Source organism: Thioalkalivibrio sp. (assembly GCF_041690275.1).
Taxonomy (GTDB): Bacteria; Pseudomonadota; Gammaproteobacteria; order Ectothiorhodospirales; family Ectothiorhodospiraceae; genus Thioalkalivibrio.
Genome location: NZ_JAWLHP010000060.1, coordinates 1 through 17,134, shown reverse-complemented (window position 1 = coordinate 17,134; position 17,134 = coordinate 1). Strand labels below are relative to the sequence as shown.

General features: G+C 69.4%; 15 protein-coding genes. 9 read left to right on the top strand and 6 right to left on the bottom strand.

All coding sequences use genetic code 11. The annotated features are described in order from the left end of the window. Positions 1–26: 26 nt before the first annotated feature. Positions 27–2,867 carry a phosphoenolpyruvate carboxylase gene (gene ppc, locus ACESMN_RS11270; protein WP_373053696.1) on the bottom strand — a complete coding sequence of 947 codons (2,841 nt, stop codon included), beginning with the start codon at positions 2,865–2,867 and terminating at the stop codon, positions 27–29. Positions 2,868–2,975: 108 nt separating this feature from the next. Then, positions 2,976–4,424, bottom strand: a complete 1,449-nt coding sequence (gene glgA, locus ACESMN_RS11265; protein WP_373053695.1) for a glycogen synthase GlgA — start codon at positions 4,422–4,424, stop codon at positions 2,976–2,978. 93 nt (positions 4,425–4,517) lie between these two features. Here glgA and pgi point away from each other — a divergent pair, with 93 nt between their 5' ends. Together pgi and ACESMN_RS11255 are read left to right on the top strand one after the other, a co-directional pair. Further along, positions 4,518–6,188 carry a glucose-6-phosphate isomerase gene (gene pgi, locus ACESMN_RS11260; RefSeq protein WP_373053694.1) on the top strand — a complete coding sequence of 557 codons (1,671 nt, stop codon included), beginning with the start codon at positions 4,518–4,520 and terminating at the stop codon, positions 6,186–6,188. A 3-nt stretch (positions 6,189–6,191) separates the two neighbouring features. Continuing rightward, on the top strand, positions 6,192–6,794 hold the full coding sequence (locus ACESMN_RS11255; RefSeq protein WP_373053693.1) for a DUF938 domain-containing protein: 603 nt from the start codon (positions 6,192–6,194) through the stop codon (positions 6,792–6,794). Positions 6,795–6,804: 10 nt separating this feature from the next. Here the strand turns inward: ACESMN_RS11255 and ACESMN_RS11250 are convergent, their stop codons facing one another. Both ACESMN_RS11250 and ACESMN_RS11245 read right to left on the bottom strand, forming a co-directional pair. Beyond that, a complete protein-coding gene (locus tag ACESMN_RS11250) occupies positions 6,805–7,563 on the bottom strand; it encodes a hypothetical protein (protein ID WP_373053692.1) in 759 nt (252 codons plus the stop codon). A 323-nt stretch (positions 7,564–7,886) separates the two neighbouring features. Then, the gene (locus ACESMN_RS11245) at positions 7,887–8,546 is read right to left on the bottom strand and encodes a GDSL-type esterase/lipase family protein (protein WP_373053691.1); all 660 of its coding nucleotides are present in this window, start codon (positions 8,544–8,546) and stop codon (positions 7,887–7,889) included. A gap of 240 nt (positions 8,547–8,786) precedes the next feature. Here ACESMN_RS11245 and ACESMN_RS11240 point away from each other — a divergent pair, with 240 nt between their 5' ends. Beyond that, the gene (locus tag ACESMN_RS11240) at positions 8,787–9,209 is read left to right on the top strand and encodes a DUF3617 domain-containing protein (RefSeq protein WP_373053690.1); all 423 of its coding nucleotides are present in this window, start codon (positions 8,787–8,789) and stop codon (positions 9,207–9,209) included. Positions 9,210–9,256: 47 nt separating this feature from the next. On the opposite strand, the gene ACESMN_RS11235 is transcribed toward ACESMN_RS11240, so the two are convergent. Both ACESMN_RS11235 and ACESMN_RS11230 read right to left on the bottom strand, forming a co-directional pair. Beyond that, entirely contained in the window at positions 9,257–9,769 is a 513-nt protein-coding gene (locus tag ACESMN_RS11235) for an MOSC domain-containing protein (protein WP_373053689.1), read from the bottom strand. Beyond that, positions 9,769–10,707, bottom strand: coding sequence for a carbohydrate kinase family protein (locus ACESMN_RS11230; RefSeq protein WP_373053688.1), 939 nt, complete (start codon positions 10,705–10,707; stop codon positions 9,769–9,771). Before ACESMN_RS11230 ends, ACESMN_RS11235 begins: the two co-directional genes overlap by 1 nt. 204 nt (positions 10,708–10,911) lie before the next feature. Here ACESMN_RS11230 and arfB point away from each other — a divergent pair, with 204 nt between their 5' ends. From arfB to ACESMN_RS11200, 6 genes are all read left to right on the top strand, one after another. Continuing rightward, the gene (arfB, locus tag ACESMN_RS11225; RefSeq protein ID WP_373053687.1) at positions 10,912–11,346 is read left to right on the top strand and encodes an alternative ribosome rescue aminoacyl-tRNA hydrolase ArfB; all 435 of its coding nucleotides are present in this window, start codon (positions 10,912–10,914) and stop codon (positions 11,344–11,346) included. A gap of 16 nt (positions 11,347–11,362) precedes the next feature. Then, positions 11,363–11,803 carry a ribonuclease domain-containing protein gene (locus ACESMN_RS11220; RefSeq protein ID WP_373053686.1) on the top strand — a complete coding sequence of 147 codons (441 nt, stop codon included), beginning with the start codon at positions 11,363–11,365 and terminating at the stop codon, positions 11,801–11,803. Then, complete coding sequence (locus tag ACESMN_RS11215) at positions 11,803–12,213, top strand: barstar family protein (RefSeq protein ID WP_373053685.1); 411 nt, start codon at positions 11,803–11,805, stop codon at positions 12,211–12,213. The genes ACESMN_RS11220 and ACESMN_RS11215 overlap by 1 nt, the downstream gene beginning before the upstream one ends. Before the next feature lie 373 nt (positions 12,214–12,586). Beyond that, positions 12,587–13,246 (top strand): ABC transporter ATP-binding protein, encoded by a 660-nt coding sequence (locus tag ACESMN_RS11210; protein ID WP_373053698.1) that lies wholly within the window; start codon positions 12,587–12,589, stop codon positions 13,244–13,246. Between the two features lie 10 nt (positions 13,247–13,256). After that, complete coding sequence (locus ACESMN_RS11205; RefSeq protein ID WP_373053697.1) at positions 13,257–15,620, top strand: ABC transporter permease; 2,364 nt, start codon at positions 13,257–13,259, stop codon at positions 15,618–15,620. A 158-nt stretch (positions 15,621–15,778) separates the two neighbouring features. Continuing rightward, positions 15,779–16,981, top strand: coding sequence for an efflux RND transporter periplasmic adaptor subunit (locus ACESMN_RS11200; RefSeq protein ID WP_373053684.1), 1,203 nt, complete (start codon positions 15,779–15,781; stop codon positions 16,979–16,981). The last annotated feature ends 153 nt before the right edge of the window (positions 16,982–17,134 follow it).

The window sequence follows — 17,134 nt, the reverse complement described above, 5'->3', positions numbered from 1 at the left end:
GCGCAGCGGGCCCACCGGGGACCCCCTCAGCCCGTGTTCCGCATGCCGGCCGCGATCGCGTTGATCGAGCGCAGCAGCGGCGCAATCCAGGGGTTGGCCTCGTTCTCGTCCGAACGCGCCTCCTCGACGGCCCGCGACTCCCGCAGCAGATGGATCTGGATGCTGTTCAGCGGATCCAGGTAGGGATTGCGCCGCTGCAGCGACAGCGCGAGCAGCGGTGTCCCGGCCATCAGTGCATCGAGCTGCGAGACCAGCAGCACCTCCCGCACCGTGCGCTCGTACTCTTCCCGGATGCGCGCATAGACCGTGTCGGCAAGCTCGCGATCGCCGCACAGGCGGGCGTATTCGGCAGCGGTGCGCATGTCCGCCTTGGTCAGCGCCATCTCGCTGTTCGAGAGCAGCGAGCGGAAGAACGGCCACTCGACATACATCCGCCGCAACAGTTCGAGCCGGCCCGGATCGTCCCCCCGCCAGCCTTCCAGCGCACTGCCGATCCCGTACCAGGCGGGTACGGTGTGACGGGACTGCCCCCAGCCGAAGACCCACGGAATGGCCCGGATGGACGACTTCGATCGGTCGGTCTTGCGCCGGTGCGAGGGCCGGGAGCCGATGTTGAGGAAGCCGATCTCCTGCACCGGCGTGCTCTCGTAGAAGTAGTCGAGCAGGCCCGGGGTGCGGTCGACCAGATCGCGGTACGCATCCTCGCCGAGCGCGGCGAGCTCTCCCATCGTCACGCGATATTCGTCGCGGTCGCAGGTCGGTTCGCGGATCAGGCTGCGGCTGGCGAGGATCAGGCCGGTCGCGCCCATGCCGATCTCGTAGACCGCGGTCTCCACGTTGCTGTACTTGTAGGACAGCACCTCCCCCTGCTCGGTGAACTTGATGCGGCCCTGCACCGTGGCGGGAGGCTGGGCGAGGATGGACTCGTGGGTCGGACCGCCGCCCCGGCCAACGGTGCCGCCGCGCCCGTGGAACAGCTGGCAGCGGACACCGAAGCGCTCGCTGATCGCGACGATCTTCTGCTGCGCCTCGTAGAGGCTCCAGCTGGAGGCGAGGATGCCGCCGTCCTTGCAGGAATCGGAGTAGCCGAGCATCACCTCCTGCAGATCGCCATTCGCGGCCAGCATGCGCCGGTAGCACGCGTTGCCGAACAGGCTGTTCAGCACGGCGTCGACGTGGAGCAGGTCCTCGATGGTCTCGAACAGCGGCGCGATCCGAAGATGGCAGAAGGGGTCGTCCCCGCTGCGGCCGGCGAGGGCGGTCAGCCGCCCGAGCAGCAGGACCTCGAGCACGTGCGACGCGGCATGGGTCATGGAGATCACGTAGGTGCCGATCCCCTCCGCCCCGATCTCGTGGCGCATCTCGCGGATCACGTCGAACACGCGCAGCGTATCCCGCGCTTCCTCGTCGAGGGCGTCCCGATCGATCTCGGGCAGCTCCGGGCGATCGATCAGCCGGCTCAGCAGCTCCAGTCGGGATGCCTCGTCCAGGGAATGGTAGCCGGTTTCCACTCCGGCCTGTGCGAGGACCGTCGCCACGGTGCGGGTGTGCACGCCGGATTCCTGCCGGACGTCGAGGTGATGCAAGTGGAAGCCGCAGGTCTCCACCAGGCGGATCAGGTCGGTGAGTTCCCGTCCGGCAATGTTGCGCTCGCCGTGGCTGACCAGCGAGTCGTGAATCACCCGGAGGTCCTCCAGAAAACCCGCCGCGCCGGCGTAGGCGGAACTGACGGGCAGGATCGCCGCCTCGCCCGAAAGGCGCCGATCGACCGTCGCCAGCGTCTCCTTCAGACGGAAAAGCATGATCTGGAGCTTGCGGCGATAGGGCTCCGTCTCGTAGCGGTCCCGGGCGCCCTGGAAGACCGCGGGCGCGATGCTGTCGTCCGCCTCCAGGCTGGCCTGAAAGGCCGCGGACGGCTTGCACATCAGTGACGAGTGCGTGAGGACATTGCGCAGCCGCACGACGCGCCTGAGGTACTCGCGCAATACCTGCTGCATCGCCAGCCGGCAGGCCATCGCGGTGACCGCGGGGGTGACGTTGGGGTTGCCGTCACGGTCGCCCCCGATCCAGGAGCCGAAGCGCAGGAAGGCCGGGATGCGGATCGGCAGGCCGCCGTCGGCCCGGGTTCCGTAACTGCGCCGCACGGCCTTCTCGAGGAACCGGTAGGCCAGCGGTATCGCCTCGAACAGGCTCTCCTCGAAATAGAAGAGACCGTACTTGATCTCGTCGCGTACCTGGGGCTTCTTCACCCGCACCTCGTTGGTACGCCACAGGATCTGGATGTGCGCCTCCAGTTCCTCGATCAGCAGCTGGCGCTCGGCCGCGCCGATACGCGGGTTGTTGAGCTGGTCCGCGGTCCGGAACACGCGCCGCTGGTTCTCCATCGTGGTGCGTCGCCGGGCCTCGGTCGGGTGGGCGGTGAATACCGGTGTGTAACTGATCTGCGACAGCAGCCGCTCCAGTTCGGGTGCGGTGACGCCCTCGGCATGCAGGTCGCGCAGCGTCCGGTCGAAGGAGCCCACCCACAGGGGCTCCCCGCTGCTGACCTGGGCGCGGCGCCAGCGGTAGTACAGGTCTTCCTCGGCGATGTTGACCAGGCTGAAGTAGATGCTGAACGCGCGGATGACGCGCTCGGTCACCTCCGGGCTCTGTTGCACGATGAAGCGCATCAGCCGCTGGCGCAGCTGCGGATCTTCACGCTTGCGGAGGCTGACGAAGCCCTTGCGCAGGGTCTCCACGGCGCTGAAGACCTTCTCGCCCTCCAGCCGGCGTATGACCTGTCCCAGCAGATCGCCGAACAGACGAACCCGGGCGCGGAGTTCCCGGTCCCTGGGCAGAAACGGCTGGTCGCTTGGATGCGTAGTCATGAGGCCCCTGGATGCGCGGCTTGAACGAGCGGGGCCGGCACGGTGGCCGGCCCCGGATCTGTAACGTTCCGTCGATTCCAGTATAACGCAGGCCCGCAAGCGGGCCGCTCACGCCCTGCCGGCCAGCCCTCGATAGAGATCCAGGTAGGCCGAGGAACTCTGGTTCCAGTCGAAGTCGCGCACCATGCCATTGCGCATGATCCGGCGCCAGTGCTCCTGCCCGGGTTCGGCGAACAGCGCCAGCACCCGCTCGATCGCGCCGGTGAGCGCGCTGACGCTCGCAGGGACGAAGGAGAAGCCGGTCGCGGTACCGTCCGCGAGGGTCGCGGGATTCGCGTCGATCACCGTGTCGACCAGGCCGCCGGTCGCGTGCACGACCGGAGGCGTCCCGTAGCGGAGGCTGTACATCTGGTTCATGCCGCAGGGCTCGAAGCGCGAGGGCATCAGGAAGGCGTCGGAACCGGCCTCGATGCGGTGCGCGAGCGTCTCGTTGTAGGCGATGACCACGCTGCAGTGCTGCGGATGGGTGACGGCCAGCGCGCGCGCCGCGTCCTCGAAGCGCCGCTCCCCGCTGCCCACCAGCGCCAGCTGAATGCGGCCGTCGGCCAGAAAGGGCGCGCACGCCTCCAGCAGCAGGTCGATTCCCTTCTGTTCCACCATCCGGCCGACGTGCCCCAGCAGCGGGACGTCGTCCCGGGCCGGCAGATGCAGATCCCGCTGCAGCGCGGCGCGGTTCAGGGCCTTGCCGGACAGGTCGTCCGCACTGTAGTGGGCCTCCAGGTAACCGTCGCGTTCCGGGTTCCACTCGCGGTAATCCACCCCGTTCAGGATGCCGTACAGGCTGGCCGAACGCGCGCGGAGCACGCCATCGAGGCCCATGCCGGCCTCGGGGGTCTGGATCTCGCGCGCGTAGGTGGGCGATACCGTGGTGATCAGGTCGGAGAACACCAGCCCGCCCTTCATGAACGACAGCAGTCCGTGGAACTCCAGGGCCTCGAGGTGCCAGAGATCCTCCGGCAGGCCCAGCGCGTGGCGCACGGATCCGGGGAACAGACCCTGGTAGGCGAGATTGTGGATGGTGAAGACGGTCGGCGGTCGCCGCGGGTGGTCGCGGAGAAAGACCGGCACCAGACCGGTCTGCCAGTCGTTCAGATGCAGGATCTGCGGCGTCCAGCCCACCCCCGCCTCGTTCACCGCCAGCGACGACACGGCCCGGGCGAAGGCGGCGAAGCGCTGCGGGTTGTCCGGCCAGTCGCTGCCGTCGGTCGCCCGGTACGGATCGCCGTCGCGCTCGAAGTACATCGGCCAGTCGATCAGGTAGACCACCACCGAGGTACCGGGCAGGTAGCCCTGGATCAGGCTCCACGGCGCATCGGCCGGGCCCGGCAGGCGGGTCGCGTCGGCGAGGCGGCTGACCGCCCGCGGGTAGGCGGGCAGCACGAGACGCACGTCCTGGCGGCGGCGTTTGAGTGCGGCGGGAAGACTGGAGCTGACGTCGCCGAGCCCGCCGGTCTTGACCAGTGGATAGGCTTCGCTGCTCGCGAACAGGATGCGCATGGAGACTCTCGGGTCGCGTTGTATGGCCTGGCCGGCCATTGTAGTGTAGGGCCGCACCCCATTTCCTGCCGCCAACGACTCGAGGAGCCTTCCATGCCCCAGCCCCGACACGCCTCTGCCCGCTGGCCGGAGCTGGCGGACGCCCGTGGCCGGCTCCGCCCGGTGTCCCTGCGCGAGTTGCTGTCCGGCGACCCGGACCGCGTCGAACGCGATGTGCTGAATGCCGCTGGGCTGCGCCTGGACTGGACCCGCCAGCGGCTCGACGCCGCGGCCTGGACGGCGCTCTATGCGCTGGCCGGGGATGCCGGGTGGGCCGATGCGCTGCGCCGCCAGTGGGATGGTGAGCACGTGAACACCACCGAGGACCGGGCCGCGCACCACATGGCCCTGCGCCTGCCGCGCGAGGCCAGCTGCCGGATCGACGGCCAGGACGTGGTCCCCGAGGTGCACCGGGTCCTCGATGCGATCGAATCCCTGGTCCAGCGGGTGCACGACGGCCGCCATGTCGGCTATTCCGGCCGGCCGATCCGCAGCGTGGTCAATATCGGCATTGGTGGCTCCGATCTCGGTCCGCGCATGGTCTGCGCGGCTCTGGCACCGCTCGCGACCACGACGGCCGAGGGCCATCCCCTGCGCATGCACTTCGTCTCCAACGTGGACGGTGCCGCGCTGGAGGCGGTGCTGCGCGAGTCGGACCCGGAGACCACGCTGTTCATCGTCGCCTCCAAGACCTTCGGCACGCAGGAGACCCTGACCAACGCGCGTTCGGCCCGGGCCTGGCTGCTCCGGCATACGGATCACCCCGAGGCGGTCGCGCGGCATTTCGTTGCGGTGTCAACGCATGCCGAGCGTGTCGCGGAGTTCGGCATCGACATCGCAAACATGTTCGGTTTCTGGGACTGGGTCGGCGGCCGGTACTCGGTGTGGTCGGCCATCGGCCTGCCGGTCGCGCTCTATCTCGGCATGGACGGTTTCCGCAACCTTCTCGCCGGTGCGCACGCGATGGATCGGCACGTGCTGGAGACCGTGGCGCCGGAGGCCAACGCGGCGCTGCGCATGGCGCTGGTGGACATCTGGAACCACAACATCCTCGGCGCCTGCGCGCGGGTGGTGCTCCCCTACGACGAGCGCCTGAGACTTCTGCCCTCCTACCTGCAGCAGGCGGAGATGGAGAGCCTCGGGAAGGGCGTGCACGTCGATGGTTCCCCGGTGGAACGGGACACCGGTGCGCTGGTCTGGGGCGCCGTCGGTACCGACGGTCAGCACGCCTTCTACCAGCTCCTGCACCAGGGCACGCGCTGGGAGCCGACGGAGTTCATCGGCGTCGCGCAGCCGGCGCATGGCCTGCCCGGGCATCACACGATCCTCCTGGCCAACCTGATCGCACAGGCTGAGGCCCTGGCGCATGGCAAGACCGCCGCCGAGGCCGCGGCGGAGATGTCGGCGGACGGCGTTCCGGACTCCGAGGTGCAGCGGCTGGCACCCCACCGCAGCTTCCCGGGCGACCGGCCGAGCACCGTGATCCTGATGGAGCGGCTCGATCCGCACAGTCTCGGGGCGCTGATCGCGCTCTACGAACACAAGATCTACCTCCTTGCGACCCTGTGGGAGATCAACGCCTTCGACCAGTGGGGCGTGGAGCTCGGCAAGCAGCTGGCGGGCCGCGTGCTCGAGGATCTTCGCTCTGATGCCGGGACCCATGCGCATGACCCTGCAACGCTGGCCGCAATCGACTGGCTGCGGGCCCGGCTACCCGCCTCCTGAGTCATGGACGGCAAGCCGTTCGCCGGGTCCGCCGAACAGAACAGGGGCCCGATCCTCGACGTGCTGCGGCGGTGGTTCGCCGAACCGGGCAGCGTGCTGGAGGTGGGCAGCGGAACCGGCCAGCACGCGGTGCATTTCGCCGCCGCGATGCCCCACCTGAGCTGGCAGCCTACCGAGATCGAAGGCCGGACCGAGGGGATCGAGGCGTGGCGCCGCGACGCGGGGCTGGACAATGTCCGGCCGGCCCGGGTGCTGCGCGCCACGGGCCCGTGGCCAGCCGAGTCCTACGATTACGTCTTCACCGCCAACACCGCGCACATCATGCACTGGTCCGAGGTGCTGGCGATGCTCGCGGGGGTGTCCGGCGTTCTGCGTCCCGGCGGGATCTTCGCGATGTACGGACCGTTCGCACGAGGCGGCCGCCACACCGCGGCCTCCAACCTCGAGTTCGACCGGGCGCTGCGCCAGTCCGACCCGGGGATGGGCGTGCGCGACATGGACGCGATCCAGCGCGAGGCCGTCCCGCTCGGGCTGGATCTCCTGCAGACGATTGCGATGCCCGCCGACAATTTCACGCTGGTCTGGCGCCGGCGCGCCGGCGCCTGAATGCGCGCCCTCAGCGCGACGGGTCGAGGCCCCCGCGCGGGTATTCGCCAAACGGCAGGCGCCCGTCGGAAGCACTCGGGTAACCGCCTTCCGTCGGCGGTGCCAGGGGCCACTGGTGGTCCCTCCCGCTGCCCGGCGCGGGCATGCGATCGCCCCGTGCCCCGGCCGCCGGAAAAGCGGCCCCACCCCGCTGACCGCGGTCCGTCGGCACGGCAGGAAGACCGGCCCGGTCGCGCGGCTCCACGCCCGGCGGCACGGCGGGGAAGTCGATCCGGCCGTCGCCCCGGTCGTGGCGCGGGATGTCGGTGTCCTGCCCGGCGGGCGCCGTGAACGCGGGCGCGCCCCAACCCCCCGGCGAAGCGGACCCCGTCCCCCTCCGGTCTGCCTGCTCCCGCGGGTCACCCGAGGGCATGCCTCCCCGCAGGCCTTCAGGCACGTAGACCGGGCTGGCGGGAGCGATAACCGGCGACTGGTTTCCGCCTCCCAGCGGCGGCTGAGGGTCCTGGAACCGGTCCCCTCCGGAAGCGTCCGCCCGAGCCCGCGGGGGATCCTCGATGTCCTCGAGATAGCCGCGGGGCGGAAATTCGGGTTCGCTCTGGAACCGGCCGCCGGCGCCGCCGCGCTCCTGCACCTGTACCAGTACATGGTTCCCGGTCGGGGCGTGGGCGACCGCTGGTTGGTCCCACGCCGCGGGGGTCGGTTCGGTCACTCCAAGGAACAGCACGCCCAGCGTGATGGAGGCGGCGATCATGGTCTTTCTGTCGGTCACGAAACACTTCCGTCAACGGTTTTTGCCGATCCTCGAGGATAGGCGTTGTCGGCCGTTTTTCCAGCGCGGCAGGGGATCCGGGCGGCCCCGATGTTCGCCGGTGGTGCGATCAGCGGCCGGCACGGGCGCCGGCGTGATGTCCTCGCGCGGCAGCAACCGGAGCGTCAGACCAGCGGTGTCGGAGGGCGCCGGTCAACTGCGCGGGCAGAACATCGCGGTGGACGTGGGCCCGGGCGGGGACGACCGCGTCGGGGGTGGATACCGATCGCCAGCTCGCCTCACTCCTCGCGATGACGGCCATGCCCGCGTTTCCCTGGCGGGTCTCACAAGGCCCCCGTCTGCACCAGCAGCCGGTGGATGCGCTCGGCGACGTACCGGTAACCATCGCCGTTCGGGTGGATCGGATCGGCCTTCATCGTGTCGCGCGAGAGGACGTGTGCGAGCGCTTCGTCCTCGACCGGAACCCGCAGCCGCTGGCCGATCTCGGCGTAAAGCGGGTCGCTGCGCAGGCGCAGCAGGGTGGGTGCGGGGACCGCGACCAGCAGCACGTCGATGCCCCGTTCCCAGGCGTGGCCGATCATCGTCTCGAGGTTCTCGCGGGTCTCTTCCGTGTCCACGCGCCGCAACAGGTCGTTGCCCCCGTGCGTGAGGATCAGCAGGTCGGGCCGGTGCGCCTCCAGCAGGCCCGGCAGCCGGTCGACGCCGCCACGCGAGAGCTCTCCGGCGATCCCGCCGTTGATCACCCGTCGCCCGCTGAGGGCCTCGAGGCGGGACGGATAGGAGGCCTCCGGGGCGGCGCCGGTGCCGGCCGTGAGGCTGTCCCCGAAGGCGAGAATCACCGCATCCGGCGCGAGCGGCGCCAGCGCCTCGGGTCGCGGCGAGCACGCGGCGGCCAGGAGGAGCGCGCAGATCAGGCCGATGATCGGGGCAGTGCTCCAGCGTGCGCGCGCCCGTGCCCGGGATCCTGCCTCGCCTCCGTTCATTCCGACTCCCCGGTGTTGCTCGAGCGCCATTATGACAGCCCGCACCGGTGGCGGTCCCGAACCCTGGCCGGAACTCCAGGCCCCGGCGCGGCGGGACCCGGCCGGGCCCCGGAATTGACCCCCGCGCGCCGTCATGGCAGTTTGACCTGCCCTGATCCGGGGACCGGTGCGGGCTCGCAGTCCGCGCTGGCCACTCGATGCCCTGGCACTTCACACCGCCATCTGTAAAGGAATCCACGAATGAAGCTTCGCAGCCTTGCCATTGCCGCCGCCGCTGTCCTTCCGCTGAGCGCCCTCGCCGTCGAGCCCAACATTCAGCCGGGTGAGTGGGAACTCAACTCCGTGACCACCTTCCCGGGAACTCCCATGCCCGAGCAGACGGAATCCTCGCGGGAATGCGTGACCGCAGAGGACCTGGCCGAGGGCCTCGCATTCGACGTGGACGTCGAGGGCTGCGAGATCACGGACATGGATCTGCGCGAGGGAGGCATGAACTACTCGATGAGCTGCCAGGACGACGAGGGCTTCGAGATGACCATGGATGCCGAGCTTCTCTTCATGGGCGACCAGACCGAGGGCACAATGCAGGCCCAGATGCTCACGCCCATGGGACCGATGGAGATGCATATGGAGCTCGACGGCCGCCGCATCGGCGACTGCTGAGCCCGCGCCGGGACAACCGGGCAAACGGGGCCCCCGTCCCGCGCCCGTCACGTCCGATCGGGAGGCTCGATCAGCACCGGGTCCCCGACGCGAATCAGGCCCCCGGTCAGCACGCGCAGGCAGACCCCGCTGTTCCTTCCCAGCGCCCGGGCCATGTTTTCCCCGGTGACCTGGTTGATGTAGCCGCACGGTGGCCGGGGCTTCAGGTACTCGAAGCCCGCCCCGCCGATCCGGAAGCGCCGTCCCTCCAGATCCCGGGTACGAATGCCGGAAACGACGAGATTGCGCCGGTGCTGCCCGCGGTCCACCGCCACGGGCAGGCGCCGCTGCGCGCGCCGGAGGTCGTGCTCCGAGATCAGGGTGACCTCGCAGCTCTCGACCGGATGCCAGTGCCCGGTGGCCAGGGAATAGCGGTCACCGGCGAGCCCCTTGCCAGCGATGGCCTGCACCGATGCCGGTGCCTCCATCGGCTCCCCGGCTGCGGGGCTGATGAAGATCGCGGCCAGACGGGGCACGGGCGCGGCCCTGCCGAGCCTCCGCAGCAGCGCGGTCCAGGCCATCAGTACCGGTAGCCGAAGGTCTCCTCGAAACGCGCTGCGAAGCCCTCCGCGTCGAAGCGGTGGTTCTGGGTGCCGGGGCTCGCGATCTTGATCGACCCGAGCAGCGAGGCGATGCGGCCGGTGGTCTCCCAGTCCATGCCGCGTTCGAGCCCGAACAGCAGGCCGGCCCGGAAGGCATCGCCACAGCCGGTGGGATCGACGACCGCTTCCGGCGTCACCACCGGAATATCGATGCGGCGACCGCCCGTGTAGATCTGCGATCCCTCGCCGCCGCGCGTCACGATCATCGCATCGACCCGTTCCGCCATCTGCTCGAGGCTCAGGCCGGTGCGTTCGGCGGTCAGCTGGGCCTCGTAGTCATTGAACGCGGCATAGGTCGCCTGCTCGAGGAACCGGTTGAGTTCCTCGGCGTTGAACAGCGGCAGGCCCTGGCCGACGTCGAAGATGAACGGAATACCCGCCCGCTCGAACTGCTCGGCGTGCTCGATCATGCCTTCGCGGCCGTCCGGTGCGACGATACCGATGCGGACGCCAAGGCTCGCCGCCTCGTCCACGCGGTTGTAGTGCGAGAAATTCATCGCCCCCGGATGGAAGGCCGTGATCTGGTTGTCGTCCTGATCGGTGGTGATGAAGGCCTGGCCGGTAAAGCTGCCCTCCACCGTGCGCACGTGGCGGGAATCGATGGCCTGCTGTTCCAGCCACTCGGCATAGATGCCGAAGTCGGAGCCCACGGTGGCCATCGGCACCGGGTCGCCGCCAAGAAGCCTCAGGTTGTAGGCCATGTTGCCCGCGCAGCCCCCGAACTCCCGGCGCATCTCGGGAACCAGGAACGAGACGTTCAGGATGTGCACCTTGTCGGGCAGGATGTGATGCCGGAAGCGGTCGGGAAAGACCATGATGGTGTCGAAGGCGAGAGAACCGCAGATCAGGGCGGGCATAGGCATTCCTTTGATTGCAAGTGAAAAAGAGCGGCGCTGCGGCGGTATCAGCCGGGCGCCAGGGCCTGCATAGCCTAAGGATTTGCCCGGTCGGTCACAAATCCCGACGCCGGTTTGTAGTCTCGTCCGTCCCGTCCTACCCTGCTGCGGGCGTCTCCCGCACAGCGTTCAATCGGTTCAACGCGGGGGGTGACGGAGACCATCATGTCCATGATCGAAATCGGCGCCGGCCTGCGGATTCCCGAGGAGGCGCTGGAATTCCGCTACAAGCGCGCGACCGGGCCGGGCGGCCAGCATGTGAACCGCACCGAAAGCGCGGTGGAACTGCGTTTGCGCCTGGAGACCCCGGGGCTGCTGCCGCCGCCGATGCTGGAGCGGTTGCGCCGGATTGCGCGCAGGCGTATCTCTCGGGAGGGGGTGCTGATCATTCATGCCCAGCGCTTCCGCAGCCAGGAGCGCAACCGCGAGGATGCCCTCGCGCGACTCGCGGACCTGCTGCAGGAGGCGGCGCAGCCGCGGGCGCCGCGGATCGCCACGCGGCCGACCCGCGCGTCGCGCGAGCGCCGTCTTGCCCGGAAGAAGCGCCTCGGCGAGCGCAAGCGCGGGCGCGGAAGGCTGCGACCGACCGAGGACCACTGACCCGTCCGGAGATGCCATGAAGAAGCCGTCACTGATCATCCTGCTGCTGGTGCTCGCGCTGGCGGTACTGACCCTGCAGTTCCTCGGGCCGGATTCCGGGCTCGGGCCCGACGCGCCGCCCCCGGCCGAGGAGATCGATGCAAACGGCGCAGCGCTGGTGGTGCCCGATGTGGCGGTGCGCGACCTGGACGGCCGTGTCGCCTGGCGGGGCGATGTGGACCTGGCACCGGAACTCCAGCGCATCGCCGCGGGAGAGCGCGATCCGCACCGCAACGACGGCGGGGTGTTCCAAAACCGCGAGGGGCTGCTGCCCGACCGGCCCCGCGGCCACTACCGGGAGTACGTGGTGCGCACTCCGGGCATTTCCCACGCGGGGCCACAGCGTCTCGTGATCGGCGCCGACGGGGAAGTCTACTACACCCATGACCACTACCAGAGCTTCCGGAGGATACGCTGATGACCCGGGACCGCGTTCGCTCGGGGATTTGGGAGTGGCTGGAGCTGTCCGATCCGGTGCTGCGGCTGGACGCGGATACGGTGATCGACGAGGTGCTGGTGGTGCTGACGGAATGCGGGCTGGATGCCCGCACCGTGGACGCGCGGACCCTTTCCGGCAAGGCGGCGCTGCTCGAGGCGCTGCACCGCACCCTGGAGCTCGACGAGTGGTTCGGGTTCAACTGGGACGCGCTGGAAGAGGCGCTGCACGGGCCGGAGGAGGCGGCGGCCCCGGAGCGCGTGCTGGTCTGCGTGGGCTTTGGCGACTTCGAATCGCGCGCGCCGGAGGACGCCGAGGTCTTCCTCGACATCGTGCGGAACGTGGCCTCGACGCCGGGCAGCGGGCTGCGCGGCTGCGTACTGACCCCCTGAGGGCTACCGCCCCTTGCTCCCCTCTCCCGCTTGCGGACAAGGCGGCCAGGGACCGGGACAGATCTGCAAATCTGTCCCCGCGGGCGCCGAGGCCGGGGCCGACGCCGCACCCCCCACCCCAGCCCTCCCCCGCGAGCGGGGGAGGGGGCTTTCCTTGTCAGGGGTGGCGCAGGGTCATGACACAGGAGGCCATCGCCGAGTGGTTGCCAAGAATCGTGTATTTCCTGGTCCTGATTCACCTCGCGCGCGGCCTCTTCTGAGCCGCATGGCCCGCTAGACTGTTGTGATGGCAGCCGATGCAGCGACACGGGCAGAGGGTCCGGGAGGCCGCGACGTGGTCTTCGAGACCCGGGGTCTGACCAAGACCTACCTGATGGGGGAGGTGCAGATCCACGCGCTGCAGGGCGTGGATCTCGATCTCTATGCCGGAGAACTGGTGGTGATGCTCGGCGCCTCCGGCTCGGGCAAGTCCACACTGCTCAACATCATGGGCGGGCTGGACACCGCGACCTCCGGCAGCGTGCGTTACCGCGACCAGGACCTGACCCATGCCTCCGAGAGGGATCTGACGCTGTTTCGGCGCGATCATGTCGGCTTCGTGTTTCAGTTCTACAATCTGATCGCAAGCCTGACCGCGAGGGAGAACGTGGCGATCGTCACCGAGATCAGTCGTGACCCGATGCCCCCCGAGGAGGCGCTCGCGCGGGTCGGGTTGAAGAAGCGGCTGGATCACTTTCCGGCGCAGCTTTCGGGTGGGGAACAGCAACGGGTCGCGATCGCTCGCGCCATCGCGAAGCAGCCGGCGGTGCTGCTGTGCGACGAGCCGACCGGCGCGCTGGATTCGAAGACCGGCATCCAGGTGCTCGAGGCCCTGGAACATATCAACGACGAGATGCGCACCACGGTCGCGATCATTACCCACAACGAGGTGATCGGCGAGATGGCGGACCGGGTGGTTCGACTGCGCGACGGGCGCGTGGAGGGGATCCACGTGAATGACCGGCGCCGCGAACCCCGCGAGCTCCGCTGGTAGGGGCGCTCGGCTGCGCGCGCTGAACCGCAAGCTGCTGCGTGACCTGTCCGCGCTGAAGGGACAGGCAGCGGCGATCGCGCTGGTGATCGCCAGCGGCGTGATGACCCTGATGATTGCGGTGACCACGCTGGACGCGCTGAGTCTCACGCAACAGCGCTTCTACGAGGACTTCCATTTCGCCGACGTCTTTGCCGACCTGACCCGTGCGCCCGAGGCAGTCAGCGAACGCCTGCGCGGGATTCCGGGGGTGAACCGGATCGAGACCCGGGTAAAGGCTCCGGTCCGGCTCGAGGTGCCCGGGTTCGGCGAGCCGGCGCGGGGCCTCCTGCTGTCGATTCCGGACGGGCGGGAAGCGCTGCTGAACCAGCTCTACCTGAGGGAGGGGCGGCTGCCGGATCCGGGGCGGGCGGACGAGGTCGCGGTCAGCGACGGCTTTGCCGCGGCCCACGGCCTGCGTGCCGGCGACCGGATCACGGCGATCATCCGCGGACGCCTGACCACCCTGTGGATCAGCGGCACGGTGCTGTCGCCGGAACACGTATACCAGGCCGCGCCCACTGACCTGCTGCCGGACTACCGGCGCTACGGCATCCTGTGGATGAACCGGCGCGCGCTCGCCAGCGCCTACGGGATGGAGGGCGCCTTCAACAACGTGGTGCTGGGCCTGGAGGCCGGGGCGTCCGAGGCGAGGGTGATTGCGGAGGTCGACCGCGTCCTCGGCCGTTACGGCGGCACCGGCGCGTACGGCCGCGACGACCAGCACTCGCACCGCTTCCTGCACGAGGAACTGAGACAGCTGCGTGCCCAGGCGGCGATCCTGCCGACCATCTTCATGCTGGTCTCGGCCTTTCTGCTGAACGTGGTGCTCGGCCGGATCATTCGCAACCAGCGGGAGCAGGTGGCGGTGCTCAAGGCCTTCGGTTACCACGACCGCGACATCGCGCTGCACTACGGGACGATGACCGGCATGATCGTTGCCATCGGCAGCGCGCTCGGCATCGGATTCGGCCTGTGGGCGGGCAGCGGGCTGGCGGGGATCTACACCGAGTATTTCCGCTTTCCCGAGCTGAGGTTCAGGCTGCAGGGCTGGGTGATCCTGCTTGCCATCGGAGTCGCCGCGGGCGCCGCGATGCTCGGCACCCTGCGCTCAGTCCGGGCGGCGGCGCGCCTGCCGCCGGCCGAGGGCATGCGCCCGGAACCGCCGGCGCGCTTTCACCGGGGCTGGCTGGAACGTTCGGCCCTCCGCGGCTGGCTGGATCAGCCGACGCGCATCGTCCTTCGCAACGTCTCGCGCCATCCGCTGAAGTCCGCCCTGTCGGTGGTCGGGATCGCGATGTCACTGGGCCTGCTGGTGATGGGTGCCTACCAGCTGAATGCGGTCGATCACATGATCGACACCCAGTACCGTCAGGTGATGCGCATGGACCTGCACCTGAGCTTCAGCGACCCGACACCGGCCCGGGTGCAGTCGGAGCTGCGTCACCTGCCCGGCGTGCTGGTTGCGGAGACCTACAGATCGGTTCCGGTGCGGCTGCTGGCCGGGCACCGCGAATACCGCACCGCGGTCCTCGGCATGGATGAGCAGCCCTACCTGCGGCAGTTGCTGGACGGGCGGCAGCGGCCGCAGCGCCTGCCACCGGAGGGGCTGTTGCTGACCGACTACCTGGCGCAGGACCTCGGTCTGCGCGTCGGCGACCGCGTGCGGCTGGAGGTGCAGGAGGGGCACCGCCAGACGGTGACCGTGCCGCTGGTCGGTGTGGTCGATGAACCCCTGGGGGTCGGTGCCTACATGCGCCGCGCGGCGCTGAACCGGCTGATGCGCGAGGGTCCGGCCGTGAGCGGAGCCTGGCTGATGATCGACGCCGGGCAGGAGGCGACGCTGTTCGAACGCCTGTGGGAGCTGCCTGCCATCGCCAGTGTCGGCATGATCTCGGAGGCCGAAGGCGACATCCGGGAGTACATGGCGGATACCCTGCTGATGTTTGCGCTGGTCTTCGTGCTGCTCGCGACCTCGATCACCTTTGCGGTGGTTTACAACAACGCCCGGATCGCCTTTGCGGAACGCTCGCGCGAGCTGGCGACGCTGCAGGTCCTGGGGTACTCCAGGGCCGAGGTGAGCTGGATCCTGATCGGCGAGATCCTGCTGCTCACGCTGGTGGCGCTGCCGGTCGGGTGGCTGATCGGAACCGGATTCGCCTGGGCGCTGAACCAGGCCTTCAGCATGGACATGTTCCGCGTGCCGCTGGTGCTCACGCCGGGCGCCTACGGCTTCGCGACCGCTGTTGTGCTGGCCGCCTCGGTGGCCGCGGCGGCGCTGGTGGTCCGGCGCCTGCACCGGCTCGACAAGCTGTCGCTGCTGAAGGCGGTAGAGTGACCATGGAGTGCGGCGGCTTGCCGCCGCCTTGCCCTGCAGGGGGCCTGCCCCCTGCCGCGGAAGCGAGCTTCCGCGAATGAAAGCGGGAGCAGGCTCCCGCAGTCCAGAAGTGCTTTTTGGGGGGTGGATTCCCCCTGGTCCACGAGGAGAACATCCGTATGAAGGTGCGCAAGAAGCTGCTCTGGGCCCTGATCGCGCTGGTGGCGCTGGGACTGCTCGCCTGGACGCTGATGCCCGCGCCGGTGCCGGTCAGCGCGACGGCGGTGGAGAGCGGCCACTTCGCCGAGACCGTGGCGGAGGAGGGCCGCACGCGGCTGCAGGATTCCTTTACCGTGTCGGCGCCGATCGGCGGCTATCTGTTGCGGGTGGAGCTCGAGCCCGGCGATCCGGTGGAACGCGGTCAGGTGGTCTTCCGGATGGAACCGTATCCCGCCCCGGCACTGGATGCGCGCAGCCGCGAGTTGGCCCGGGAAGACCTCTCGGCGGCCCGGGCACGCCTGGAGACGGCCCGTGCCACCCTCGAGACGGAACAGGCGGAGGCCCGCTTCGCGGAGTCGGAGTATCAGCGTTACCGCCAGCTGCACGAGAACGAGCTCGTCTCCGCGACGGAAATGGAGCGGGCACGGAGTGTGCGGGACCGGCGGCGGGCCGCGGTCCGCGCGGCCGAGCACGCGGTCGAGGTGGCCCGGTTCGAGGTCGAGAGTGCACGGGCGATGGTGGACATCGCGAGCGGGCAGCGGATCGAGGATGACCAGCCACAGCTCGAGGTCCGCTCCCCGTCCGATGGCCTGGTGCTGGAACGGCACCGCTGCTGCGAGGGCACGATCAACGCCGGCGAACCCGTGCTGGAGGTCGGCAACCTCGGGGATCTGCAGGTCCAGGTGGACCTCCTGTCGATGGACGCGGTGCAGGTACGGGCGGGCATGCGGGTCCTGATCACCGGCTGGGGCGGGGACGAGACCCTGAACGGGACGGTCCGGCGGGTGCAGCCGGCGGGATTCACCAGGGTATCGGCGCTGGGTGTCGAGGAACAGCGGGTCCCGGTCATCGTCGATTTCGACGACGTGCAGCAGGCGGCCAGGTGGTTCGGGGTCGGGTTTCGGGTCGAGGCGGAGTTCGTGCTCTGGGAGGGCGATGACGTGCTTCAGGTCCCCACCAGTGCGCTGTTCCGCAGCGACGGACGCTGGTCGCTCTTCGTGGTGGCGGATGGCCGTGCGCAGAGGCGCGAGGTCCGGACCGGGCGGCGCAGCGGCATGAGCACCCAGATCCTCGGGGGTCTGCAGCCGGGCGAGATCGTGATCACGCACCCCGGCGACCGCGTGCGGGATGGCGTGCGCGTGAGTCCGGAACCGCGCGGCTGACCCCCAGCATGCCCCGGCCCCCTGTAGGAGCCAGCCTGCTCGCGAACGCGCCGCAGGCGCGCCCAACGCCGGGCGCCATCCGACATCCATTCGCGTGCAGGCACGCTCCTGCAGGTGTGGTCGTGGGAGCGGCTTCCAGCCGCGATGCGGCGT